The organism is Wolbachia endosymbiont (group A) of Epagoge grotiana (assembly GCF_947251775.1).
Taxonomy (GTDB): Bacteria; Pseudomonadota; Alphaproteobacteria; order Rickettsiales; family Anaplasmataceae; genus Wolbachia; species Wolbachia pipientis.
The window spans coordinates 258,372-284,549 of sequence record NZ_OX366387.1 but is presented as its reverse complement, the minus strand read 5'-3'; the positions used below and the strand labels follow the sequence as shown (position 1 = coordinate 284,549).

The 26,178-nt window shown below is 33.6% G+C and carries 19 protein-coding genes; 13 read left to right on the top strand and 6 right to left on the bottom strand.

Going from position 1 to position 26,178, the window contains the following annotated elements:
- Positions 1–2: 2 nt before the first annotated feature.
- The 3 genes from OPR50_RS01440 to OPR50_RS01430 all read left to right on the top strand — a co-directional run bounded on the left by OPR50_RS01440 (position 3) and on the right by OPR50_RS01430 (position 2,183).
- A complete protein-coding gene (locus tag OPR50_RS01440; RefSeq protein ID WP_230609237.1) occupies positions 3–437 on the top strand; it encodes a DUF2924 domain-containing protein in 435 nt (144 codons plus the stop codon).
- Positions 431–1,924, top strand: a complete 1,494-nt coding sequence (locus OPR50_RS01435) for a recombinase family protein (RefSeq protein WP_264376209.1) — start codon at positions 431–433, stop codon at positions 1,922–1,924. The genes OPR50_RS01440 and OPR50_RS01435 overlap by 7 nt, the downstream gene beginning before the upstream one ends.
- A gap of 133 nt (positions 1,925–2,057) precedes the next feature.
- Positions 2,058–2,183, top strand: coding sequence for a hypothetical protein (locus OPR50_RS01430; protein ID WP_264375407.1), 126 nt, complete (start codon positions 2,058–2,060; stop codon positions 2,181–2,183).
- A 162-nt stretch (positions 2,184–2,345) separates the two neighbouring features.
- Here OPR50_RS01430 and OPR50_RS01425 read toward each other — a convergent pair whose 3' ends face one another.
- Positions 2,346–4,358 carry an ankyrin repeat domain-containing protein gene (locus OPR50_RS01425; protein WP_264375406.1) on the bottom strand — a complete coding sequence of 671 codons (2,013 nt, stop codon included), beginning with the start codon at positions 4,356–4,358 and terminating at the stop codon, positions 2,346–2,348.
- 945 nt (positions 4,359–5,303) lie between these two features.
- On the opposite strand from OPR50_RS01425, the gene OPR50_RS01420 reads away from it, so the two are divergent.
- Positions 5,304–6,041: a hypothetical protein gene (locus tag OPR50_RS01420; RefSeq protein WP_265024165.1), complete on the top strand. Its 738-nt coding sequence runs from the start codon at positions 5,304–5,306 to the stop codon at positions 6,039–6,041.
- A 2-nt stretch (positions 6,042–6,043) separates the two neighbouring features.
- Here OPR50_RS01420 and tnpA read toward each other — a convergent pair whose 3' ends face one another.
- Positions 6,044–6,481, bottom strand: coding sequence for an IS200/IS605 family transposase (tnpA, locus tag OPR50_RS01415; protein ID WP_006279552.1), 438 nt, complete (start codon positions 6,479–6,481; stop codon positions 6,044–6,046).
- An 80-nt stretch (positions 6,482–6,561) separates the two neighbouring features.
- On the opposite strand from tnpA, the gene OPR50_RS01410 reads away from it, so the two are divergent.
- From OPR50_RS01410 to OPR50_RS01395, 4 genes are all read left to right on the top strand, one after another.
- On the top strand, positions 6,562–7,146 hold the full coding sequence (locus OPR50_RS01410; RefSeq protein WP_265024164.1) for a hypothetical protein: 585 nt from the start codon (positions 6,562–6,564) through the stop codon (positions 7,144–7,146).
- A gap of 205 nt (positions 7,147–7,351) precedes the next feature.
- Entirely contained in the window at positions 7,352–14,638 is a 7,287-nt protein-coding gene (locus OPR50_RS01405; protein WP_265024163.1) for an ankyrin repeat domain-containing protein, read from the top strand.
- A gap of 11 nt (positions 14,639–14,649) precedes the next feature.
- A complete protein-coding gene (locus OPR50_RS01400) occupies positions 14,650–16,116 on the top strand; it encodes an IS4 family transposase (protein WP_264339584.1) in 1,467 nt (488 codons plus the stop codon).
- Positions 16,094–17,716, top strand: a complete 1,623-nt coding sequence (locus OPR50_RS01395) for an ankyrin repeat domain-containing protein (RefSeq protein WP_265024162.1) — start codon at positions 16,094–16,096, stop codon at positions 17,714–17,716. Before OPR50_RS01400 ends, OPR50_RS01395 begins: the two co-directional genes overlap by 23 nt.
- Positions 17,717–18,056: 340 nt before the next feature.
- On the opposite strand, the gene OPR50_RS01390 is transcribed toward OPR50_RS01395, so the two are convergent.
- A complete protein-coding gene (locus OPR50_RS01390) occupies positions 18,057–18,938 on the bottom strand; it encodes an Rpn family recombination-promoting nuclease/putative transposase (protein WP_264374817.1) in 882 nt (293 codons plus the stop codon).
- 363 nt (positions 18,939–19,301) lie between these two features.
- On the opposite strand from OPR50_RS01390, the gene wmk (OPR50_RS01385) reads away from it, so the two are divergent.
- The 5 genes from wmk (OPR50_RS01385) (at position 19,302) to wmk (OPR50_RS01365) (ending at position 24,306) form a co-directional block, all read left to right on the top strand.
- On the top strand, positions 19,302–20,222 hold the full coding sequence (gene wmk, locus OPR50_RS01385) for a WO male-killing family protein Wmk (protein WP_264374816.1): 921 nt from the start codon (positions 19,302–19,304) through the stop codon (positions 20,220–20,222).
- A gap of 164 nt (positions 20,223–20,386) precedes the next feature.
- Complete coding sequence (locus tag OPR50_RS01380) at positions 20,387–21,049, top strand: JAB domain-containing protein (protein WP_230609182.1); 663 nt, start codon at positions 20,387–20,389, stop codon at positions 21,047–21,049.
- A gap of 106 nt (positions 21,050–21,155) precedes the next feature.
- Positions 21,156–22,286 (top strand): hypothetical protein, encoded by a 1,131-nt coding sequence (locus tag OPR50_RS01375; protein WP_265024161.1) that lies wholly within the window; start codon positions 21,156–21,158, stop codon positions 22,284–22,286.
- Positions 22,287–22,372: 86 nt separating this feature from the next.
- Positions 22,373–23,281 carry a WO male-killing family protein Wmk gene (wmk, locus tag OPR50_RS01370; protein ID WP_264374906.1) on the top strand — a complete coding sequence of 303 codons (909 nt, stop codon included), beginning with the start codon at positions 22,373–22,375 and terminating at the stop codon, positions 23,279–23,281.
- Between the two features lie 89 nt (positions 23,282–23,370).
- Positions 23,371–24,306 carry a WO male-killing family protein Wmk gene (gene wmk, locus OPR50_RS01365; RefSeq protein ID WP_264685731.1) on the top strand — a complete coding sequence of 312 codons (936 nt, stop codon included), beginning with the start codon at positions 23,371–23,373 and terminating at the stop codon, positions 24,304–24,306.
- Between the two features lie 95 nt (positions 24,307–24,401).
- On the opposite strand, the gene OPR50_RS01360 is transcribed toward wmk (OPR50_RS01365), so the two are convergent.
- The 3 genes from OPR50_RS01360 to OPR50_RS01350 form a co-directional block, all read right to left on the bottom strand.
- On the bottom strand, positions 24,402–25,316 hold the full coding sequence (locus tag OPR50_RS01360; RefSeq protein WP_265024160.1) for a patatin-like phospholipase family protein: 915 nt from the start codon (positions 25,314–25,316) through the stop codon (positions 24,402–24,404).
- Between the two features lie 14 nt (positions 25,317–25,330).
- Positions 25,331–25,552 carry a hypothetical protein gene (locus OPR50_RS01355; RefSeq protein WP_214303297.1) on the bottom strand — a complete coding sequence of 74 codons (222 nt, stop codon included), beginning with the start codon at positions 25,550–25,552 and terminating at the stop codon, positions 25,331–25,333.
- Positions 25,553–25,619: 67 nt separating this feature from the next.
- The gene (locus OPR50_RS01350) at positions 25,620–26,165 is read right to left on the bottom strand and encodes an ankyrin repeat domain-containing protein (protein WP_214303457.1); all 546 of its coding nucleotides are present in this window, start codon (positions 26,163–26,165) and stop codon (positions 25,620–25,622) included.
- Positions 26,166–26,178: the final 13 nt, after the last annotated feature.

Here is a 26,178-nt window from a genome sequence, read left to right as displayed (position 1 = left end):
ATATGGAGAAAGAAATAGAAAAGAAAGTAATGAATTTAGAGAAAAAACCTTTGAATGAGCTGAGAAAAATATGGAAGAAGGTATTTGTGGAAGAAGCACCTAGATACTCAAAGAAATATCTGATACCAAGATTAGCTTATAGAATGCAGGAAAAAGCGTATGGAGAAATGTCAAGAAAGGGGACAAAAAGACTAGAGTATCTGGCAGATCGGCTAGAGAAGGGAAAAAGAATAAGTAGCGATAAATTACCAGTAGAAGGAACAGAATTAATACTAGAGAGAGGAGAAGAGACGCATGCGGTAATGGTGACAGATAAGGGTTTAATCTACCGAGAAGAATTTTTCACGTCATTGTCAGCAGTAGCAGGAAAAATAATGGGAATGAGCTACAATGGGCCGCTTCTATTTGGAATGAGAGATAAGGAGAAAGAATGCTGAAAGAGGTAAGATGTGCGATATATACAAGAAAATCAAATGAGGATGGTCTCGAGCAGAAGTTTAATAGCCTTGATGCCCAGCGAGTAGCATGTGAAAAGTATATAAAGAGCAAAGAAGGCTGGGTAGCATTGGCAAAAAAGTACGATGATGGAGGATATTCAGGAAAAAATTTAGAAAGACCAGCGATAAAGGAATTATTTGAAGATGTCAGAGGAGGAGAGATAGACTGTGTAGTAGTATATACACTAGATAGGTTATCAAGAGAAACAAAAGACAGCATAGAAGTAACGTCATTTTTTAGAAGGCACCGAGTAAATTTTGTAGCAGTAACACAGATATTTGACAATAATACGCCAATGGGAAAATTCGTACAGACAGTATTATCAGGAGCAGCACAACTAGAAAGAGAGATGATAGTAGAGAGAGTAAAAAATAAAATAGCAACATCAAAAGAACAAGGTTTATGGATGGGAGGAACTTTACCGCTTGGGTATGATGTAAAAGATAAGGAATTAATAATAAATGAAAAAGAAGCAAAAACAGTGCAGCATATATTTGAAAGATATTTGGAGCTGAAGTCAATGGCAGAGTTGGCAAGAGAGTTAAACAGGGAAGGATACCGAACAAAAGCAAAAACGGATATCTTTAAAAAAGCAACGGTGAGAAGAATAATAACAAATCCAATATATGTGGGAAAGATAAGACATTATGACAAACAGTATGAAGGAAAGCATGAAGCAATAATAGAGGAAGAAAAATGGCAAAAAGCGCAGGAATTGATAAGTAATCAGCCATATAGAAAAGCAAAATATGAGGAAGCGCTGCTTAGGGGAATAATTAAGTGTAAGAGCTGTAGTGTAAATATGACACTGACATACTCAAAAAAAGAAAATAAAAGGTACCGATATTATGTATGCAACAATCACTTAAGGGGAAAGAATTGTGAATCAGTAAATCGAACAATAGTAGCAGGAGAAGTAGAAAAAGAAGTGATGAGAAAAGCGGAGCAGATATATGAAAATTGGAGAGAAAAGACCGAAGAAAAATGGGAAAATTTAAATTTTGGAAAGCAGAAAGAAGTAGTGAAAAAGTTAATAAAAGGAGTAATGATAAAAGAAGATGGAATAGAGGTGAGTTTAGAGGATAAGGTGGAATTTATACCAATAAAAAAGAAAGGAAAGAAATGCACAGTAACTGAGCCAGAAGGCAAAACAAACAATGCACTACTGAAAGCAGTGGTAAGAGCCCATCTGTGGAAACGGCAACTAGAAGAGGGAAAATACGAAAGTGTGAAGGAGCTGAGTGCCAAAATTAATATAGGTACAAGACGTATACAGCAAATTTTAAGGTTAAATTATTTAGCTCCGAAGATTAAGGAAGACATAGTAAATGGGAGACAGCCAAGGGGTTTGAAGTTAGTTGATTTGAGAGAAATACCGATGCTGTGGAGTGAACAATTAGAGAAGTTTTACGGCTCAGCATCGTAACGTTTATAAAAACAACAATATGAAAAAACATCGAAAAAAGTATGTGCCAGAAAATTAAAAAAGGTTATTGCAAAAGGAGCTACTACAAAGAGCCACACAAAAGATGCTGAAATTGATATAGAAAAGTAAGTCAATGTTACAGAATCAATTATGTGAAAATATCAATATAAATAATGAAGATCTTAGTATGTTAGATGCAATAATGGTAGAAAATGATCCAATTTTAGCTGCATATTTTAATAGTAGACCTGGAGTGTAAAAGGCAGCCCAGCCAATTGTATGTTCCATATCCTCATTTTGTAGCCAGCTTAAAAACAACATAAAAGAGTATTCTTAGAAGACATTGGTACGAACTCCTTAACCTATAAATTATAGTAGTTTATATTTAAATAATAATCTTCAACTTTTTTAGCAAATCAATCTACCTAGAAACTTCTCTCCTAGGATCAGAAGTCCTTCTTAACTCTTCACGTTCTGTCCATTTGTTTTTAGACTCGCTTATTACTTCAGGATGCATTAATTTTCCAGACCTTTCAAAATATCCCTGTTCAATAGCATAGTAGACATCATAATCACCAAGTGCACAATCCTCGCCTAATTCTTCTTCATGACCTTTGAATTTTTCCAATACTTCCTCTCTATTACTCACTTCTACTATAATTTTGCTTTTATCTTGTACGTCAGGATACAGTCTAACGTCTATATTTCCCAAACTGGTATAGAAAGTTAATACTATATCGCTGCCTTCTGTAAGATCTGTGTAATTCCTTATGCCATCTTGGGTTATAATTTCTACCTCACTTTTGCCAATTTTTATTACACTCCTTCCATATCCTTTTTCTCCTTGAGGTATTCCTAAATTCCTTGTTCTATCTGTGATTTTTGCAACATCTATTATACTATCCTCTGAGTATTCTAAGTAAGATACACTGTTATCGATTTTTCCATCACACAGTTGACCACTGGTAGCATCCCTTGCAACTCTAAAAAATTCTTCAGCATAATTAATGTACTCTACATGAGCCTTGATTACATTAGCTTTATGATCTTTAAACTCTCGTTCTATTGTATCAATGACTTTTAAACTATCTGAGTTTTTTAACTTTGCTCCTCTCGATATTAATGCACATACTATATCACTGGCAATTCCATAGCTTCCTTCTAACTTAGCAATTTTTTCTAGTACGTGATCTGCAAAGTAATAATCTTTGTCTTTAGCAAAATTTAATCTCATTCCAGAAGCTATAATCTCATTTACAACTTCCTGTAGTTCAATCATGCTTTTAGCTTTTACTACCTTACTCAAAAACTTATTTAGCTTAGCAAGTTGATTTGTTTGATACATCTCTGACAAGAGACTATCACATTTTTCACAATTATCTTGCTTATTACCTACAAAGTCAGTTGCTCCTGCTTTTAAGAGTAAAGCTTTTACATCAGGAAATTGACAAAACGGCCAAATTGAACTATCACCCTTAACATTTAAAACTATCTTTACATCTTGGTTATTTTTATGTTTATCTAAAAATTTTTTCAGATCTTCAACACCTGGACCATAAGGATTATCCCAATCTTCATCAGAATCTGTAGCTTTAACCATTTTACGTAGTTGGTCTCTTAACTTTTTTTGGTTGTCAGTTAAAAAACACTCCATAATATTGTTGCTATCAATTGCAATTTGCAGTGGGGTTTTTCCATTGTTATTTTTTATGTTTAAATCAGCTCCTTTGCTTATGAGTAAATCCATAACCTTTCTGCTATAATCATTACAATTAGCAGCATAATAGTGTAAAGGTGTATTACCTTTTTTATCTTGTATATTTGGATCAGTTTTTGCATCTAAGAGATACTTTAGACCTTCATACTCACTGGAATAAATAGCAGTATCATGCAAAAGTGTTTTACCTTTATTATCCTGCATATTTAAATCAGCACCAGCTTTGAGAAGAGGATGAATGGCTTCATCGTGTGCGACAAACACATTCAATACTGTTGTTCCTAGATGTCCTCTTTTTAGATTAAGAACGTACTTCAGGTCTTTATTTTTCTCGTTACTTTCTAAAAACTGCTTAAGATTTGAAAATGAGTCATAATTCCCCATATTAAAATCTTTTATAATACTATTGAGTAATTTTTGATTTAACTTTTTTTGACTCTCTTCCAGTTTTAAGTTAGGTGCATGAATAAGCCACTCATCTATTAAATCCTCTAAGTATTTTTTATCATCTATCAAACTTCTATCAGCCCAAAATAAATCTCGCTTAATGAATTCATAATAACTATCTACTGGTAATTCAGTTGCTTCTGTTTTTGGGCTACCTATTTCTGAACACTCTTGTCCAGCACTTAGGTCACACTTCAGTTTTTGCTCATCAGTGTGTTTGCTTTGTTCACTGATAGGTTCTGCAATATATTTTACTGGCCCTGTACCCATATTACCTGCTAGCTCTAGATATAGGATATATTATATAGAATGTGTAGTATGTGTCAAGCTAATTTCAACATAATCTTTTTACTACTCATATTTTTGTTAAGTTTTTATGGTGAGTACTGCTAGGTTAAAAGTTGTTTATTACTGGAAGTTTTAGCCAATTTTACTATAGATCAACAAAATTGAGAACACCAGCTATATTGAATATATAGGAATATGATGCTTTAAAGGAGTACGGAAACTGCTGAAGTTTTTACAGCAAACCTGTATAGAGCAACTTCAGCAGAATAAACAAATACATGCCAATATTAGTAGAGAACTATTTACAGGTCAACTAACTTTTTCAAAACATATTTTAGTGAAAGTACCATGCTAGTTAGTGTTATAAAAAATTCAATTGTTTACTCCTTCAAAAAAGGGCGTATCTTTGTGAGAACAAGCAGCTTAAAAATAAGGTTATAAAAATAGAAGTTTGAAATCTTTGCAATAAAGTTAGGCAAAATAGTTCGTATGTAGATGTGGGTGAAATGGGCTAATGTGGTTAGTTTTAGCGTATAATAAAATTACCGTATAAAAAAGTTCGTACGGTACACATGGTAGACCAATCCATCCCAAAACAAACTCTTCTCTCATTAGCTGGTTTTGAGTTCTGGAAATGGTTATCTTACTTAAGATCTTAATAATACATTCTGCTAAATTAATACTAGTTTATTTTAGAATAATAACTAAGGTAGACTTATAAAAAACAGAATTTAAAATAAACAAAACGTCATGTATCTCTCATATTAAGAGGCTTTTGTTGAGAGTTATTCAAGTCTAAAAAAATTTTTCAAATTGAGGATTGACAAAACTTAGAAAAGGGATATCTTACTCGAAATGGTATCAAGTTACTATAGTGTATGTTAGACGTAACAGTTTCCATGTTTTTCCATTCATAGAGGGGTAATTATGCTGCGTTCAGATATTCCAAAAGTTTTGTTTTCGTCTATTAAAGAGGATGATCCCTATAGAGCATCTAAGCTTTTTCAAATTGAGCGCTGGTGTTATGCAAATTGGGACTTGCACAAAAGGGGTGGTAAAAAGAGGCACAATTTTCTTTCACAAGTGCTATCTAATGAGGATTGTTGGAAGAAAGTAGACAATTTACATAAAGTTAAACTTGATAGGCAGGTGATAGGTAAAAAGCTGATAATGCCAGGCAGTCCCTTTAGTAACCCTAGCTATGAAATTGCCTGTAGGTGCTGCTTAGAGGAAGATATTATTGCTTTATTTGAGGAAAGAAAAAAAAGATTATCAGCTCAAGGTAAAAGTAGTCTGTTGGAGTATGGTCACTTAGTTAAATCTTTAACAAGCGACCTTTTAACAGGTTTTTGGTCACATTTTGTTAGCGGTTACATCTCTAAACTAAATCTAGATGGTCGTCATCCATATGAATATGGACTTAAATGTGCTATAGATTTGAAACAAGCGGAAGCAGTAGAATTCTTCTGGAATAAAATAAAGTCATTACCTGAAGATGAAATGGGCTCACAGAAAAAGGATGAGATCTTCATGAAGACAGCGGTATATGCAGCAGGTAGTCGTTGTAATAGTTATCCTGAAATATTCGAATTTTGTTTTACTCAACCACTATCGGCTGAGAGCCGAAAGGTTGGATATAGCGCTGGAAGCGCGGTGAGAAGCTAAAGCTACTCCAATCTTATACTAGATATAGAATGAGGCTGATGTGCATCTGTATGTTTATTGATGTACTCATTAATGACTTCATCTGTGATATGTCCGCTGGTAGCACTAAAGTATCCTCTTCCCCAAAAACGCTTTCCCCAGTACATTTTATTTAGCTCTGGAAATTCTTGTTGAACTTTGCGTGAAGACCTGCCTTTGGCTCTTTGAACAAAATCACTCACAGCTATATGAGGAGGTATTACTACGAATAAATGTAAATGATCTGATGATATTACTCCGTTTTCTATCTTAATCCCCATTTCTTCAGATACTTCTGCTATGATTGTTCGTATTCTCTCCTTCATAGCCTTAGTTAATACTCTGTACCGATATTTTGTAATCCAGACTATATGGTACCTATGATAAAATACAGTGTGTTTTCCTTTGTCATATTCCGTCATAACTATACTTTATAAAGTACAGTTATGACATTGACAAACTAAAGTTTCTCCACCTAGAAGGTGGAGGCTTGTACCATCTTATGGAAAGTCAAATAACTCCTGATAAATATCCAGAGCTTCTAAAAAGAGACTTAGCTGAAAATGGTTATTATGGTAGTCTAAACACGCTACAGGGTGCACTTCGCTTTGATCAATTTCAAAGATTGTTTGATTGCTTAAAACCAAGTGATGTTTCAGGAGATTATTATTGTGTTTGGTTAAAGTATATAAGAAAAATAGAAAGCTATTCAAAATCTTGCGTAGATGAAGGAATAAGGCTTTTTATGCATATGTGGACAAAGGAAGGGTTTGATAGCCATCGTGCCTTATTACTAAATGAAGAAATGAGAAGTAGCCCAGTGTTTCAAGGAAGGTTGTTAGTACCTCTAATTAATAGGGGGTGTGTGGAACCAGTATGGGCGGTATTAAGTAAAGCTAATTCTGATCAAATCAAGGAGTTTATGGATTCTAGACAAGCGGAGCATATACGATCTGTATTAGAGAAAAGAGATGTTGATTCACTAAATAAATTTTTATCATACGGTAAGTCTACAGTTGAAGAGTGTACTAGCTTAACTGAGGTTAAATTAAGTAAAGCATGTGAGCAATTAGAGTTGGGTAATTAAGAGGTGTTATAAGGCAATTCTATAAAGCAGGTTGTGGTTTCTTATTACTATTTTAGCTTCTATCAAAAAGAGGTTGCATTATAATACAAATGTTATATACATAAGCCAGCATATGGGTAAAAATAGCTTTTATTATTGATATCTCTGATTGTTATATAATAAGCTTGATATAGTGGGTTTAGCATAATATAATGAAGGGGGTTCTATGCTTAAGACACAATATCCAGCAGATCATCTAACAAAAGAAGGCGTTAATTCAAAAATTACCGAATCATCGGGTAAAATACAATATATAGAGCAAGCTAAAGAATTTTCTCAACTTAAGCGTTATCGTAGATCTGATGTTGATTCCGAAAGTGGAAGTCAGGTTAAGAGAATCGATGTTCCAGGAGATGGTAGTTGCTTGTTTTGGTCTGTTACTATGGCTTACTTAATACCTGTCAGAAACGACGATGATTTATTTCGACAAAGGTATGAAGTACTATTTGGAAATGAAGGAGCTGTAACCCAAAATTTAGATCATATTAGAGGTTTGGTCCGGAATTTAAGTGCTGCGAATTATGATGATACATTTGCAAACTTAGTAAGAAATGTATTTCGCAATCGAGTAGTTAATCATATAAGTTCTCATAGAAACGAGTTTAGAGGTTTTATTGAGGGCAATTTTGAGAGTTACTTAGAGAACATGCGGAAACCTAATGCTTGGGGAGGTGAACCTGAAATAAGAGCAATGAGTGGAATACTTAGCGCAACAATTAGTGTTTCTGGTGAAGTTGAAACTCAATATGGTAATGGAGATATTCAAATACAGTTATTTCATGTTGGCGCACCGGGTAACCGAAATCATTATAATTTTGGTCTTGAGAGAGGTATTGTTGATAATGATGTAGAGCTTGCAAAAGGTTTAAAAAAAGTCATGGGTAAAGGAAGGCCTCAAGACTTTGAATTAATACAGTTGTTAATAGAGGAAGCAGGTACAGAAGTTGGCACAAGCAAGCAAGAAGAGGATTTTAAATCTTTTGAAACAAGATTTCAGTCATTTGTGGATCAAATTCCATCTTATTTACACTCTGTGGAAAAAGCAGGATTTTTTACACACTTCTTCTTAGGAAGCTTTTCTACTTTGCTGGATACAGAAATTGCAGAAAAGTTAAACATTAAAAAGATTTATTTTAGTTTTGATACTTCGAAAACTTTAAAGGTAGCTATTGTTAAAAATGGTAAAATTGGAAATGCCAAAGATGCTATTAATAATATAGATTTATTTTCCATATCAGAAGGGAAGCGCGGCCATCAGTTTACCGCTGATGAATTGAAGGGTATATTAAGAAATAATATAGATAGGAGTAAGATTAGAGATCGGAATGTTGAGAATGAGATCATAAACATTGAGAATAAAATTCAAGACAGAATAAAATCTAGACTAGTACAGATCTACAAAGGAAAGGATGGAATTTTTGTTAATATGGAAGTTAAAGAGATACTTGATTCCCCTGCTAGTAAAGAATTTCATGAAATAGAAAAAGGAATATGGAATAATCCAGAAGTTGATATAGCTGAGCTAAATGGCTCTGATGAGGCAATAGTTGAAAGATCTCTTGAGAGAGTTCTTGGAAAGATTAGTGAAGTTCATTCTAAATATGAAAACTCATTAATCTATGATAGTAGTGCACGTGAAGCAGCACATCATGGATTTATGGTAGGCGTTTTCATGAATTTCCACTATAGGTATAATCTTAGAGTTTATCCAGAGCAATTTGCAGGAAGGGGTTATGCAGATATTATCCTGCTAGCTCGTGGTCCTGATCGTGCATTAGACTCTATTCCCATTATTATTGAGTTAAAAGCAGGGGAAGGTCCTAATGCCACTCCAGATAAGGCTTTGCAACAAGCAGAGAGGTATGCACAAGGTTTCCAACCAAATGTTATGCGGGTTTTAACCACTGCGGACGAAATTTTATGTGTTGGTGTCAATCTTGATAGTTCATCTCCTATTTCTAATATCGGAGGGTCGAGCCGTGAGGGGAGAGTAATTCCTCTTTTTCAAGATATATTAAAGTCTGCTGATGATTGGGATACGCAAGAAATTTACACAAATGCGCTAAAAAAACGAATAAAAAATAATATGGAACGTATCTATCACACGTTTCCTGGTACACCGGAAAAGGGAGATAATCATTATTTTAGTAGGTTTTTACTAGGGCAATTGTTATTATTAAGTGAAGATTCAGGAACAAGTTTAAAAAAATACATTTTTATCTATGGAGGCAATATACCTACTGAAGTGCATCCTAATCTTCGTAGGCTTAGACGTCCAGCAGCTGAAAGAGCCAGAGAAAGACTATCGGCTAATCTTGATGCAAGCCATGCAGTTGTAACAATGGTGCTTATTCCAGAAAATACAGAGAAATTGGTTTATGTGATAAATATTATTGAAGCTAACAGAAAAGATGTTCTGAACATGCTAAATGAAGTACTCCCTCTTGATAGATTAAATAGAGAAATAGGGAATAGGGAAATAGTAGAATTAAATCTTAATTTTGATACTAGATACAAGTCAGATTTTAGAAGATATCTTACTATTTGGACTGAAAAATATAATTCTTTACAAGAGTACAACAACGGAGCTGAGAGATTTCAAGGTACTTTCAAAGAAGTTCCTTATCCTAATGAGTTAAAAGAAACATTTGATAAAGCACTAGATATCCAATCCTTATCAATAAAAGGATATAGTGGATTATTAGAAAAAATTGGAGAAGGAATATTCCCTTTTAAGAGTCTCGTTAATAAAGAAGCTCATTTCCAGGGAATATTGAATGGAGTATTTAGTTATTATAGCGACCTAAAATTACAAGAATCACCAGAAACTAGAGCATTAGTTTTAACTGAGTTTCAAACTGGTAGAGGGGAACGCATTGATATGCTAGTTCATGGTATTAAGTTTGTAGCTCAAGGTGGAAATGCTGAGGAGTACACTCCAATAGGATTAGAACTTAAGACATCAAGGCAGGGCAAAGGAGCTAAAGCTTTATTGAGGGAAGCAAATGATCAAATAAATGAAGAGTATAAAGAGGGCGTTACCTATAAAACACTCACAGATGGTGATGAGGTGAAATTTATCGGTGTTGTTTTCGATAAAGGATCTAATAATCCAAATAAACTTATTTTAACAAGTAGGACAGCTAAGGAAGGATTTATTCCTGTTGGTGTAGTTCATAGTTCAGTTCATATGTTACCTACTGTAGGGCAGTGTTCTAAAGGAGAAAAAAGAGAACCTTCATCACCAGAGTATCCACCAAGTAAAAAACCAAGAAGAGAAAGAAGTGTAAATATGGCCTGCAAGGATTCGTTTGATGAAGAAGAGATTACAGAAGAGGAAAAAGAACAACGTATCAAAGAGTTGTTTAATGCTGACAAGGTAGCAGAAAGAGTAAAGAATATTGAGTTTTATGATCAGCTTTTCAAGGTTTCTGAGCGAATATCTAGAGGTGAAACTATAGACCAAAATGTTGAAGAAGCATTTATCGCAAAAGTTAAAAATATAGATCTAAGTTCAATAGATCCAGAGATTAGGGATATTGTGAAGGAGATGAAGGACAACATAGAAAATAAAGAAGAAATGAAAAATATCCTGAGAAGGTCTGGAGTAGCAGAAAAAATAGGGAAAGTAGCAGAAGGTGCAGGTCTTGCCTTTACGGTATTTTTAGTTGGTAAACATATAGCAAATGGAGATGTAGAAGGGCTAGGTTATGATGCATTAAATCTCTGGGTAATGCCAAAGATTGGTGAAAAAATCTCTGGAAAAATGTTAGAGTTAGGAACAAAGCTTGATTCTCAGATGCTAAAGGGATTTGCTCCAGTTATGGGACGTGCTATAGGTAACTTTGCAGCATTTTTAGGGTTAGCGGAGTCGATAAAAGCAAGGGAAAATGCAACAGATCCTGTAGATGTAAAGATTGCTGACCTAAACATCGCAACTAATTCCATTTTTATAGCTGCAGATGTACCTGCAGTTGTTACTGAAACAATGTCGGCTATAGGTATGGAAGCTGGAGTAATAGGAGAATTTGCCGGTCCGGTTGGAGCTGCTATTTCAGTTGCTGTTATTATCATATCACAATTTGTAGAAGCAGAGCTTGAAGTAGAAAAGTTAACAGAACAAATGAGTCTTACAGATCAGGAAAAGCATGATCTTTATTGGGATTTCTTTCTTGGTAAAAAAATACTAGATTATATAGAAAATGATCTACAGGCAAAAGAGATATATAAACAGTATATATCAAAGGTCTTAGATAATTTTGATAAGGATAACTATACTCAGGTAGTTATGTCGTTACCTTCTATACTGATTAAGAAAGAAGAATACGCTACTAATTCTTATTCTCGTAGTAAAAGGCAATGGGAAGGAATTGGTATTGGTATGCTTAAGGCAAGGAGTTTGTGTAATCGTGTGATGAGAATAATTAGTACTGAGTTTGATTTTGAGCAAGAGGTAAGAGCTAAATATCCATTCTACAATATAGAAATTGCTCGGAACTTTAACAGAGTAGTTCCAAGTACAATAGGAAGTTATAATCTTGTTTGTGGACCTCAAGGAGATGACGTTGCTAAACAAATTGTCAGTACGCAAGAGCTAGCAAAACTATCGGTAAATTGTGACCCTTATGATAGCGAATCCAAGGGGAATCAGGGCACCATACTAAAGAAGATAGTAGAAAGGTGGTTTTTACAGGAACATATGACTGATTGCTATAATGCAGTTTCATATAACAGAAGTGATCCTTCTGGACCTGTAAAGATGTTATTTTATATGTCTAATAACAATGCTTTTATAAATGTGACTTCTAATTATACCATTGATGTTATTTTTAATGGTAAGAATATACTACTTAATAGTTATGGAATCAATAATCAAGGGTCTGGTATACAGAACAGGTATTATTTTACAAATCAGCTAAGTAATTGTGATATTCATAAACAAGGAACGAATTTCTTCTACATAGCAAAGGATAATTTTGTATGCAATTTAGGTGGATCTTCTATTGGGCAAAATAATATAGTTGTAACGCGAAGTAATTTTACAGATTCAGAGAATATACATTCTATTATTGGCAGTGATAAAGCTAATTATATAGAAGTTTCTCATGCAAGTTACGTTGATGGTAAAGGTGGCAATGATGTAATAACGGCAAAAAACTTTACTACAATAAAAGGTTATTTTGGTGATTCTATTCATGGAAAAGGTTTAGTATTATTACCAATAAATCTTAGTGATATAGGTAATATAACTCATGCTAATAATATAACAAACATCTACAATAAAAGTGGGGCTTTTATAAGTGTAGATAAACAAACATCGGTAAAAACAGCAGATGGTTTATCTGTAACTCCAACAAAAGTAGATACTAATACTGGTAGAGTAACAAACTTGCATGTGACAAAAAGCATAGGTAGTAATGTCGTGTTAGATGATGAATTGGATAATCTACGAAAAATAGATAATTTAAATTTTAATGTCACAAAGCAATTATCAAGCACTAATTATCATAGTACTATAGGTAGTTCCGGTAATCATATTTTTTATCCTGATAAAGAGCATCATAATTTTTACTGGGAAGCTCCAAGTAATATAAGCCATCTTTATCTTTTCGATAACAGAAACGCTAATATTATGATTGCTCAAGCAAATGGTATATTAGATTTTAGTCTACTAAATAGTACGTTAAATGATATGCCATTTATAGAAGATAATAAAGGAGAAATAAAGATTAACAAAAATGGCCTAAATATAACCCTGCTATCAAATTATAAAGATGTTACAGTTACATTTAATGGGGAAGAATATTACAAATTTCAGAATGGAGAATTAGAGCGAGATTATTGCTCTCATAGCTTAAAAGTAGATGGAAGATTTAGTGTTAATGGTACTAACCTTTTAAATCATCATAATTGTTTCACATTTGACTCAGAAAAAGTTCTTTTTTTGAAGCTAAATAATGATTTGCTATTGTTATCAGATAGAGGAGCATTATCAATATCGGATTACTATTCTTCTGTTCATAAAAACTGGGATTTATCCATAGAGTTGAGCGACAAAATTATGGAACCAGAAGAATTTGGAGAAAGAGCTGATGAATTTAGTTCTTTCAGATATTATAAGCCAGATGAGCAAGGGTTACAGATTTATCATAATCAACCTGTTAACAAGAATGATATTGGTTTAGTTGATTTGAAAGATAAGTCTATATTAGATTTCAATATGAGAGTTATAAATGATACCTTATTGCTATCACATAAAAATAACACTCTTGTAAAAGTAGAGAACTGGAATACTTATCAACCGGCAAGAGAAATGATGTTTGCTTTTAATGATGCAATAGTTTCTAACTCAAAGTGTATAGCTTCTATTTGTAACTCAGAAGATGTTATAGTGGAATTTAATAAAGAAAAAGCAATTCTATCTACAGAGCAACTGTTTGATGCTGTGAGACGAAATAATCTTAGTGAAGTTAAGAATCTTCTCAGTATGGGTGCAGATGTTAATATTAGAGATAGGCGTGGTTGGGCACCTTTGCACTATGCTTCTGATAACGATAATAAGCTTGATACATCCAGGGCAATTTTAAATCGAAATGCTAATATTGAGGCTAAAACTAATATTGGAGAAACACCGTTACATATAGCAAATGCTTATGGTCAATTGAAAATAATTGAGCTTCTTATAGATAAAAGGGCTAACATTGAAGCTAAAACTAATGATGGTTTAACACCTTTGCATGTGGCTATTCAGCACAATAATACTACACCTAAAATAATTGAATTTCTTATAGATAAAGGTGTTAACATTGAAGCTAAAATCAAAGATGACCAGACACCTTTACATCATGCAGTTTTCAAAGACAGGCTTGATATAGTTAGAGTACTTTCAAGTCGAGGGGCTAATATTGAAGCTAAAACTAGCGATGGAAAAACACCTTTAGACTTGGCTATTCAAGGGAATTATACAGACATAGTAGGATTTTTAAAACAAACGGAATTAGATAAAAAATTGTTAGCTGCAGTGCAAGATACAGGTCTTAATGAAGTTAAAGATCTTATTAATCAGAAGGCTAATATTAATGCTAAAGACATGTACGGTTGGACGCCTTTACACTTTGCTGCTTCTCGTAATAAACTTAGTGTAGTTGAGTTTCTCTTCAATAACAATGCTAATATTAATGCTAAAGATGTGTATGGTAATACACCATTACATGTAGCTGCCCAGTACAGTAGTAATCTTGAAATAGTTAAGTTTCTTTTAGACAAGGATATTAGCGGTATTAATAATATAACCAATAATGGTTGGACACCATTGCATGTAGCTATACAAGGAAACAAATTAAATACAGTCGAACTCCTTCTTGGCCTTACTATTACCCATAAGTATATAAATAGTAAAAAAGCTGATATTTTACTAATTCAACTTTCTATTATAAATGGATCTATGGTCTAAAAATGGAATATATGATGAAAAGAACTATAAATACTTCAACTGGCGAATGGGCAGAAAGTGAATTTGGAATTGTTAATTTTGGTGATATAAGATTAAGTAAAAGGCTTCTAAAAATAGTTAATAGTTTTGCTGAATCGCCTGAGCGTTCAATAAATCAAGCTTGTGAAGATTGGCATCAAAGTAAAGCAGCTTATAGATTTTTCCAAAACGATGCCATTTCTGAGAGAAAGATATTAGAAAGTCATATAATTAAAACTGTTGAAAGAGCTAAAGAATACTCAACTATCTTAGCTATCCAAGACACGAGTTATATCTCATATAAAAATCATAAAAAGACCGAAGGATTAGGGATTATAGCAGCAAGATTAACATCTAAAACAACTAATTTTAAAACACATGGATTAGTGATGCATACAACGTTTGCAGTTACAACAGAAGGACTGCCTATAGGATTATTGGATCAAAAAATTAGTACTAGACCCTCCTTAGCTGAAGACCTAAAAGAGTTGAAAAGAAGAAGCCATAATACTGCTGTTCCCATAGAAGAGAAAGAAAGCATACGGTGGATAGAATCACTTAAATATTCTACTAATCATCCTGGATTAAAGGATATCAAGGTAGTTACCGTCTGTGACAGAGAAGCAGATATGTATGATTTATTTGAAGTTGCTTCCACTAATCAATCTCTTTTTGTAGTAAGAGGAAATCAAAACAGAACAATAAATAAGAAGTCGACTTATTCTGAAAAAGGTGGTGAAAGGTTGTGGGATCTGATGAATCGCATGTCTTGTCAAGGAGAAATACAAGTGAATATTCCTGCTCGCAATGATAAACCTCAAAGAACAACAGTTTTAGAAGTAAAGTTTAGCAACTTTGTGATGAATGCATCAAAAAATAACGCTAGACGTAAAACCCAAAAACTTCCTAATTTAAGTTTAAATGCTGTCTATGCTATAGAAAAATACCCCCCATTTGGCGAAGAGCCTGTGAACTGGATTTTGTTGACAAATATAAATATTAATAATTTTGAAGAAGCAGTAGAAAAAATACAATGGTATTGCTTAAGATGGAGAATAGAGGTTTTTCATAAAATTTTGAAATCTGGTCTTAAAGTTGAAGAATGTAGGCTCCAAGCAGCAGATAGATTAATCCGCTTTCTTACAATAATGAGTATAATTGCATGGAGAATATTTTTTATCACACTAGTAGCTAGAACAAATCCAAATCTTTCTTGCACTTTCATACTGACTGACGACGAATGGAAGGTTTTATATACCAAAATGCTTAAGACAAAAAACTATCCTGAGACACCACCACCTATAAGAGAAATTGTGAGGTGGGTGGCCAAGTTAGGAGGGTTTTTAGCTCGCAAAAATGACTTAGAACCAGGCCCTATAGCTTTGTGGAAGGGATGGAAACGTCTCTTTGATTTAGCAGAAGGATGGAAACTTGCTCATGAATTTTATACTTGTGGGTAATAGTAAGCTTCTTGGCAGAGGTGCTGATATTGAAGTTAGAGATATTTATAACCAAACATCTTTAGATTTGGCTACTCGAAAAGGTTACCTAGATATAGCAGGAATTTTGAAGCAAGTACAATTAGATAGAAAATTGTTGACTATTGTGGAAAGCGGTGGTTTTAATGAAGCTAAAGGTCTTATTGCTCAGGGTGCTAACATTGATACCAATGACAAGAACGGTAATACACTACTGTATTCAGCTGCTGAAATCGGTGATTTAAACCTAGTTAAACTCCTTCTTGATAACGGTGCTAATATTGAAGCTAAAAACGGAGAATATCAAGCAACTCCATTGCATGGAGCGGTTGAAAACTACAGGATAGATGTAGTCAAATTACTTCTTAATCGTGGTGCAAATGTTAACGCTGAAGACAAAGACAATTGGACACCTTTACATTATGGTGCTGATACCAACAGTCCTGATATAGTAAAAGTTCTTGTCGATGCTCATGCTAATCTTGGTGCTAAAGGTAATTACGGTAAAACACCGCTAGATATTGCGAAAGACAAGGGGCACAATAATATTGTGGAATACTTAGAAAAAAAGCTCAGGGGAGGAAGAGGAGAACGCAAACGCCGTCATCACCATGGAGATCACAATTCTCATAACTTATCACGCAAACCCCTTGCTATAGACCAACCTCAGATAGCAACAAGCAGTGGCGCAAAACCATCTTCATGGATAAATGATTTATTTAGTCGGGTGAAAAGCTCTGTAGGTAGATTATTGAGTTCTAAATCTGAGGGGACTGCAAGTTCATTATCACAAGTTGATGGGCAATTTGCCAAAGCGTCGATAAGTAATAGTAGTTTCACAGGTACCACACTACCATCTGATGGTACAGATAAAAGACAAGAAAATGGAGGTTTCTTTCGAGACAACGTCGATTATGTAAATGCAAATCTAAAACGAATGTGTGAAAGGCAAGCACCTGTTAAATTTAAGCCTAAGGATAGAAATACAATATTAGAAATGGGAGATCACTATCTATCACAGGTTGACTTTAATGGTACAATAACTTTATTTGACTTATTGATTAGAAGGGTTACAGGTCAAAAGTATATTTCTACAATAGATCAGTCTATATCTCCACTAGAGGCACAGGAATATACACTCAATATTACAAAGGGATTTGAGAAAGTAGTAGAGCAAGCTGGATTAAAAAGTGGTGTGTCAATGCATCGATTAAATATTGATTTTGTGGAAATACAGAAAGAAGTTACAGGAAAAATCATGAGTGGTAAATTTGATGAGATTTCGGGGATTTTCAACTCATATGTAGAGAAAGCATGTTCTGGTAAAGAAGCTGGTAAATTAAGTCCGAAGAAATTTGAAAAGTTTATAGCTCAATTTAATAAGGGTCTGCTAAATCAATCAATAGAGCAGATATTACACAACAGAGATGGTAGATTAGAAGTTGATGGTACAAAAAAACAGCAGATAAGTTTAGAGCCTCAAAGTTATTTAAGTAATGCTTCTATTCAAAGCCATTCAAAAGTATCAACTTGTCTTTCTGAGATAGGAGTAACCAAGCTTGGAGGTAATCTCAATAGGTAGGTTATAATATAAGAAGTGGAGCTATAATATGCCAAGTAGTGGAAAATTTAAAGTGAAGGTAGCCAAAATAATTAGGGATACCAGACCAAGTTTGATGGTCCTAATAGTAAAATGGATGAAGTAGACATTAAATGCTAAGTGGTTAATGTGTTTTCCATATTGAACTTATAGCACATAGCTTTGATATAGAAGTTTGGGTAACGTTATGATAGTAATTTATATAATTCTGTGTGCAATCTTCATAGCTGTTTTAGACAGTTCACTAGATTCTTAATGAGGGGATATATCTAACTTAGAGAAGGTTTTCATAAATGTTGAAGTGAATATAAGTAGGGGGATATTATGTTTTTTCTTTGAGTTGTGAAATTTCAGAATGAGAGAGACCGGTAATTTGAGCTATAACATCAATAGATACACCGGCCTTGAGTGAGTTTTTTGCTACTTCAATTTTTTCTTCTTGTCTACCTTTTTCTTGACCTACTTTAAGGCCCTCATCAAATTTTTGAGCTAAAGCAGCTACCTCATCCATTATGCGTTTTTTCATTTGTTCATATGCTAGTAACTCTTCTTCTGACCAATTAAACTTATTCATTTCTTCATAAGCTCGTTTTATTATTACGTCACTACCAACTATCTTATCTAGATCCTCTTCCCTTGTTTCTCCTGCATAGCGAAAAAAGTAACACCATTTTTCTACTATATTTTCTAATTGGTCTTCTTTTGTCTTTGTAAATTTTGGTAGTTCTATGAATACAAAGTAAAAATCCTTTAAGTCATGTTCAAAGCTATTTTGATCTAAAATGACATGATTAGATTTGTACTCAGCCTTATCTGGAAAAATAATACAATCAGCAACAGCTATGAAGATAATTTCCTTGAGATTATGATAATTATCACCTTGATCAGCTTGACTTGAGTAGGCTTTAGCAGCATAATATTGAGCACGTTTTTCGAAGCCTTTGGTCTTAGTAAACTGCATTTCTATGATGTATCTTGAACCTTGAGAGTCTTTACAAAGAACATCGACAATACTCTGCTTTTTAGCGGCAATTTCAGGGTCCAAAATGGTAGCTAAGAATTCAACATCGTGAATAGCAGCTAAGCCAGTAAAGCCTAAAATATCGTTCAGGAAATGAATGAGGATATCTTTATTCTTCTCGGTGCCAAATATTCTTTTAAATGCATAATCGTTGCGTGCGTCAAGAAACTTCGAAAGAGCCATGAGAAAGTAAGATAAAAAGCATTGGTCATTATACACAATTGTGAAGAAATATTCAACGTTTTTATACTAAAGCCTATTAAAGTTAGCAAAATTTCAAGAGTTGGGAAAAATTACCTTCATAGATAACCCTAGTATGCACCTTAGACGCCCTTTTGTAGATCTTTTTATCAACTCTTCTATAAGGTATATTAAAATGCCAACAAATGGATTCATGATTTAGCAGCCTCCAAAGATACCTATTTAAAGTGTGAACTTCTTAGCTTGTCATAGTATAGGCATTTAATATACTAGTTCTCAACAAAGGTAACATATGCTAGCAAAATTTCTATCTGAAACTTTTAAAATGGCAGGTTATGAAAAAGAATGACCGTTAGCTATACTAATTCTTTAGATCACGAAGTAGGAAAGAAGGTAAGAAGTTTTAGGTTAGCAAAGGGTTATACTCAAAAAGATTTAGCGGGAAAAATCGGCGTAACGTATCAAATAGTACTACAATATGAAAAAGGAACACGAAAAATTTCGATTGAAAAGTTGTATGCTATAGCAGAGATATTGTCGATTGGTATTGTAGACCTAATTCCTGTATCAAATGAAAAAATCTGTTTTGAAGATGAGGGAGAGAAAATATTAAATCTAGTAAGGAAATATAAAAAGATTAATGATCAAGAATTGCGTAAGATATTTTACTTATTAGCAAAATTTGCCCAAGTTGGTGAAGAAAATAGTAAAAAAACAGAGAGAATAAAAATTGCAAAAGGTCTGGTTAAAGCAGGGATTTCTGTTGATATTGTTTCACAAGCAATTGGCCTCTCTGCTGATGAATGTGTTGAAGAAAAAATAGGTTCTATATACTGCAAAATAGGAAAGAAGATAAAAGAATGGAGACTAGTGCGGGAATATACTCAGAAGGATTTAGCAAAGAAAATGAGTACAACACGTGATGAAATAAGCAACTATGAACAAGGAAGAACTGCTGTTCCACTGGGAAGATTATATGAGATAGCAAAGGCGTTATCGATTAATATCATGGACCTACTTGAACTAACAGAGGATGCAGATGATAAAGTGGTACCTAATTTAATTGAAGAATACAAAAAAATTGAAAGCCAAGAACTACGTCATGCACTAATGAAATCTCTGTTTGAAAGCATACAAATTTGCGAAGAGAAAGTGAAAAGAGCAGAAAAGATGAAAATTGCAAAGGATTTAGTTAAGGAAGGAATTTCTATCAATATTATTTTAAAAACAGTAGGCATCTCTTTAGACGAAATTCAACAAATTTAAAATAAAAAATCAGTATCTATTAATATCTTTACTTTTTGATGAAAAAATAAGTAAAAAAGATTGAAAAATTGATTTGACTTCACTCGGAAGCTATGGCTCTATGCCAATGCTGATAAAGCAGTAAATATTAAAAAAAAGTTTGTTGTTAGTGAAGGGTAAATTATATGAATAATAATAAGAATAAAGAAGAAATAGAATTCAGAATATTAGAAAGCAAAGGCAAAGCACTACTTGATCGTGAAATAATGGAAACATTTTTAAGTGCAGTACATGAAAGGCCGCAAGCTCAAGAAATTGCTAAAAATCTGGTGAATACTTATGCAGGAGTAGGAAGGATTTTAGGTAGAGAAATGGATGACCTGAAAGTTATAGAAGGAGTAACTGATTCTGCAGTAGCAATGATTATGTGTGTTAAGGAAACACTAGAAAGGGTACTGAGAGAAAAGCTCAAAAGTGAGCCAATAATGGACTTACAAGGGCTAGTAGAGTACTTAAACGTAAGTATAGGCCACTCAGAAAGGGAATGTGTAAAAATACTGTACTTGAATAAAAGGCGTCAACTAATTGGAGAAGAATCCTATATTGGTGAAATGGAAAAAGCACCAGTATACATAAAGGAAATTACAAGAAAAGCATTAATAAAGAATGCAACATTAGTAATAATGTCACACAACCACCCTGGGGGAAGTTTAGAACCATCAGAAGAAGATCAAGAAGTAACAAAGAGCTTAGCAGCAGCATGTAGTACTGTAAGCGTTAGATTATTTGATCATATTATCATTACAAGTGGGGGTTATTTTAGCTTTAGAGAAAACGGATTGTTATAGCAGAAAGTATTTGCAAATCTACTCATATTAATTTATAATGAGTAATATAATGTATAATAACAAAGTTTATTGTACACTTAAAAAGTATTTTTAATATGAGGTTTATATGACTAGTAAAGATCAGAATAAAAAGACTAATGTTAATCACAAGAAAATATTTGGTGCTCTTGAAAGCGTTGATATAGAGCAGTCTAAATTTGTGAGTAAAATTAATAGCCAGAAGGAGATAAATCGGGAGACTTCCCCTAGCAGAAACATTCAAATCAACTACGGGAAAAGCCTTGACTATGTTTATGGAACAAAACCTTTAAATGATCAAGCAGAAGATTTAAATCCATTTGCTTCAGCTTTGCAAAAAATAAAGCCAAGTGCAGAAAAGTTGAGCTGGCTTAAAAGTGCTGTGGTAAGAGCAAAAATTCCAAATGAACTGCACAAGGTTGTAGACGAAGCACTAGCTGCTGGAGCAAGAATAAATGCATGTGATGACGGGGAATGGAGTTTTGCAGAGTATGTAGTATTAGGTACACATTTTCATAAATTTGATAAGGTTGATCGTAAAAAGCTAATACGTAAATTAATGCTAAGCGGTGCAGAGTTTCATGATACTTTATTGGAGAATAAATTGATAGGTGAAATCTATAATGAGCTACAACCAGAAGTTCAGCCACAGATAGATGAGAGACTAGAAGAACTAGAGAAAGCTGGAGAAAGTGCTGTGCAAGAAGGAGAATTAATAGATATTGAGATAGACAATACAACATCGTATATAGAGTTCTCTGAAAATAGTAAGATAGAAGTAGCCAAAATACTGAGAGATTTAGGAAGTAATATTTTAAAAATTGGCAATGATGCAGTTGAGGTTAAAAGTGAGAAGGGAGGTATAAGAAACTATATCGATATGTCAGATGGAAGCTCTATTATATTAGAATTTCCTACAAGCATTGGTAAGCTAGATATTATATTGTACCACGATGTAAAAAAATATGATCAAGTACAAGTCAGAGTAGAAAATAAGGAAATGTGGTCTAAATTACAAGAAAGAGGCGAAGAAATAGGAAAAAATTGTCTTTTTGCTGGAGTAAAACTTAAAGAAGCAGTAGAAAAGGGAAGTTTTATGAGATGTGGCATATGGAATAGCAAGCAGCTTATGAAGGAGGTTGATAGCCCAAGTGAAAAATTGTCTTCATGGGTAGATAAAGTACGTGAAAATAGTAAAGAAACTTTTAGGGGGCTTTAATTCATTTATTTTAAGGTTCCAGAGTCTACCATTATATCTGGAGCCTTTGAGCTATAGTAGAAAATATTATATGTATGGTTCTTTGTATGGAAAAAAGTCTAGACTGTGAGGTAGGGCAAAAAGTAAAAAATTGGAGGTTAGAGAGAGGGTATACTCAGAAGGATTTAGCGGAGAAGGTTGGTGTAAAGTACTGGGCAATACTGCAATATGAAAAAGGGAGTCGTAAAATTCCAATTAAGAAATTATATGCTATAGCAGAAGCATTATCAGTAAATGTTAAAGGTCTAGTTTGTGGAGAGACGCTACCAAATGAAAAAAGATATTTTGAAGATGAAGAAATATTAAATTTAGTAAAGGGTTATAAAGATAAAGAATTAAGCGAGGTATTTTATTTATTAACCAAATTTATTCGTTTGAGTGAGGAAAGAAGCAGAAAAGCGGTAAAAATAGAAGTAGCAAGGGGTTTGATGAAAGTAGGAGTTTCTGCTCATGTTATCTCTCGAACAACTAACTTATCTATTGGTGAGTGTGAGGAGAACAAAATTCCCATTCCATACAAAGTAGGGCAAAGGATAAAAGAGTGGAGATTGATACGAGGATATACACAAAAAGATTTAGCGAATAAAGTTGGCATAACAAATCAAGGAATATACGAGTATGAACAAGGGAGAGCTGCTGTCTCACTTGAAATGTTAGATGAAATAGCAAAGGTATTATCAATCAGTATCATAGATCTACTTCCCGAATCAGATGAGGATAGTGAAGCGGAAGAAAAGCTATCAAAGTTGATAGAAGAATACAAAAAGATTGAGAGTCGGGAATTACGCGATATGCTAATCAAGTCTTTATTTGAAGGTATACATGTTTGTAGAGAAAAGGTCAGAGAGGAAAAGAAGATTGAAGTTGCAAGGAATTTAGTGAAAGAAGGAATTTCTGTTGATATTATCTTGCAAACGACAGGCTTATCAAATTATATGATTGAGGAATTTTTGTGATTTCATAAAAACTTAGCCAATAGTGGATTTTTTTGTGATAGAATATATGTTTGCTTCTGTAGGAAAAACAGCTTTTAGAGGATTTATCTATGATAATTCAGAGCATATTGAGCTACGAGCTGGGGAAAAAAATAGAAGGTTGTAGGATAGTACAAGGGTATACTCAGGCAAAATTAGCAAGCAAAATTGGTTTAACATATAAGGAAATACATAACTTTGAACTAGGGTGCAAGGCTATTACAATCAAAGAATCGTATATAATAGCAGGAGCATTATCAGTTAATGTTATAGATCTACTTCCAGTACCAACAGTACTAAGAGAAAACAGTTGGTATGAAGATGAGGATAAAGAAATAGTCTATCTAACAAAAATACATAGAGAAATTAAGGATCAGGAATTACGCAAGAAGCTGTATCCATTAGTAAGGTTTGTATATATTAGCGAGAAAATTAGCCAAGAAGAAGCGAAAATAGAAGTAGCAAAGAATCTAGTGAAAGAAGGAGTTTCAGTTGATATTATTTCCCAAGTGACTCGCTTATCTACTTATGAATATGATGATATAGAGAAAGAAATTTGTACTGATTCTATACTCTACAAAGTGGGGAAAAGGATAAAAGAGCAGAGATTAATACGGGAATACACTCAGGAGGACTTGGCAAATAAAATCGGTTCAACACCTAAAGAAATACACGACTATGAACGAGGATATACAGACATTCCAATTGAAATATTATATAAGATAGCAAAGACATTATCAGTTAACATTAAAGCTCTTGGACTAACAGAATATGAAAATGAGCCAGTTTTGCGGTTTATAGGTAAATGCGAAAAAATTGAGGATCAAGAATTACTGGATACGGTAGCCAGATCTTTATCTGAAGGAATGCAAACTGGTAAAGAAAAGGTTAAAAAAGCAGAGAAAATCAAGATTGCAAAAGATCTAGTTAAGGAAGGTGTTGCTATTGATATTATTGTGCGAGCAAGTGGCCTAACTGCTGATGAGTTGGGTGAGTGTGAAAATTGAATGTGTTTAAGATATAAGTAAAGTTAGTTAATGATTTAACCAGTAGAATTTGCTAACCAACTTTTTTGGCTCAGTTGAATTTTGCTTGGTATAAATTAAGATATGAAATCGCAAAGTTTATCTATTAATTTCTGGTTGTCCTTTATCATTGCATTTGCCTCTTGCTGAAGAGATTTGATATTTTTGAGTGTAATATTGTCCATCTCAGTCGATGCTACTTTCAATTGCGATTGTATTCTTATGTATTTATCATCTATTACTTGTTCTAGTTGATAATCAACGCAATCCAATCCAGAAGCAAACATCACATTCAGTAGTGGCTTGATCCACCCTATTTTGCCAAATCTCCTTGAGTTAGCATACTTTATACTTCTATTTGTTCCACCAGTACCTATTGATAGCAGTATAATCTCATCATTTGGAAATAACCTTTTACCACTTGCATATGCACAAGCCGCTGGATTATTGGCAAACACTCCGCCATTTATCAACACTCTCTCTGTTTGGCTAATTTTCAGACGTTTTGGTGTGAAGTACGTTGGAGCAGCTGTTGTAGCTCTGAGTGCATCTTTTAACTTAATGTTTTCTTCTTTCCAACTTTTGAAGAAAAATTCACAACTATTGTGAATGTCATAACTGGTGAGTAGTAGATTACTCGCAACATCGGCCATAGTACTTTCACCAAAGTATTTGTTGAGAATAAATTCCATATTTCTATATGAGTACTGAGAACCACTCAGCCAAGAAGCAATTGATTTTCTCCAAAATGATGATTGAAAGATATATGCTCCATACTCTTGGTAAAGTTCAACCAAATCATTGGCAGAGTATTGAAGTTTATTGCTTTTACAAAGTCCAGCAACAATAATCCCACCGGTTGAGGTTCCTGCCATTAAATCAAAAATCTGGGAAATTGGCTTTTTTGTCCTAGATTCAATTTCTGCTAGAATAATGGCAGGTATTATCCCTCTAATGCCACCTCCATCTACAGATAAAATGTACTTTGTCACTGAAAATTTAGTTCTTATTTGTGTTTGTGAATAGCTTCAAGTTCATTGACTTCTTCAGTGAGGTTTTTCACTCTCTCTTCAAGTCGATAAACTGTTTCCATTAGTTCGTGATTTCGTTCTATAAATTGATCATGAATTTGTACTTTTAAATCAAGCTTAGCGAGCCACCAAATTGTTGCTATGGTCTGTATTACCATCGTTACTATTACTGTGATTGGGATTTTTTGCTTTTTCATGTGAAAATATTAACTTGTTATAGATAGTTTTAGAAGTTTATATACAGATTATAGAAAACTTACAGCTTTAGTGATTTCTTTCTATTGATTTGTATCGATCCTCTGCTTCTGCAAGTAGCTTTATTATTTCTCTGTAAGGTTTATCTTTGTTGTGCCTTGATGCCATTACAGCTATTCTTCTAGGGCTTTTTCCATTGCTATCCTTTATGTTAGGATTCGCTCCTTTTTCTAATAGAAACTCAACGATTTCTAAATAGCCTTGATCTGCAGCAGAATGTAGCGCTGTCCATTTAAATTTATTAGTAGCATTAATATCAATACCATCTTCTACTAAAAACCTTACGATTTCTAAACATCCTTCTCCTGCAACATAACGTAATGATTTTTCACCAATACTTATATTATCTTTTATCAAGGATTTCACAGTTTCCAAGTCACAGTTCTTAGCTGCGATTTCTAATGTGGCGCTGTAACTCTCATCTCCTTTTTTAAACAAGGAAAAATATATAACCACAATACACACCGTTAGCACTATAAGAAAAATTAATCCATCAAATTCTCCTTGACGTATAATTGAATTTTTATGAAAAAGCCTTCTTACATTTCTGCTCATGTAGTACTGCAAT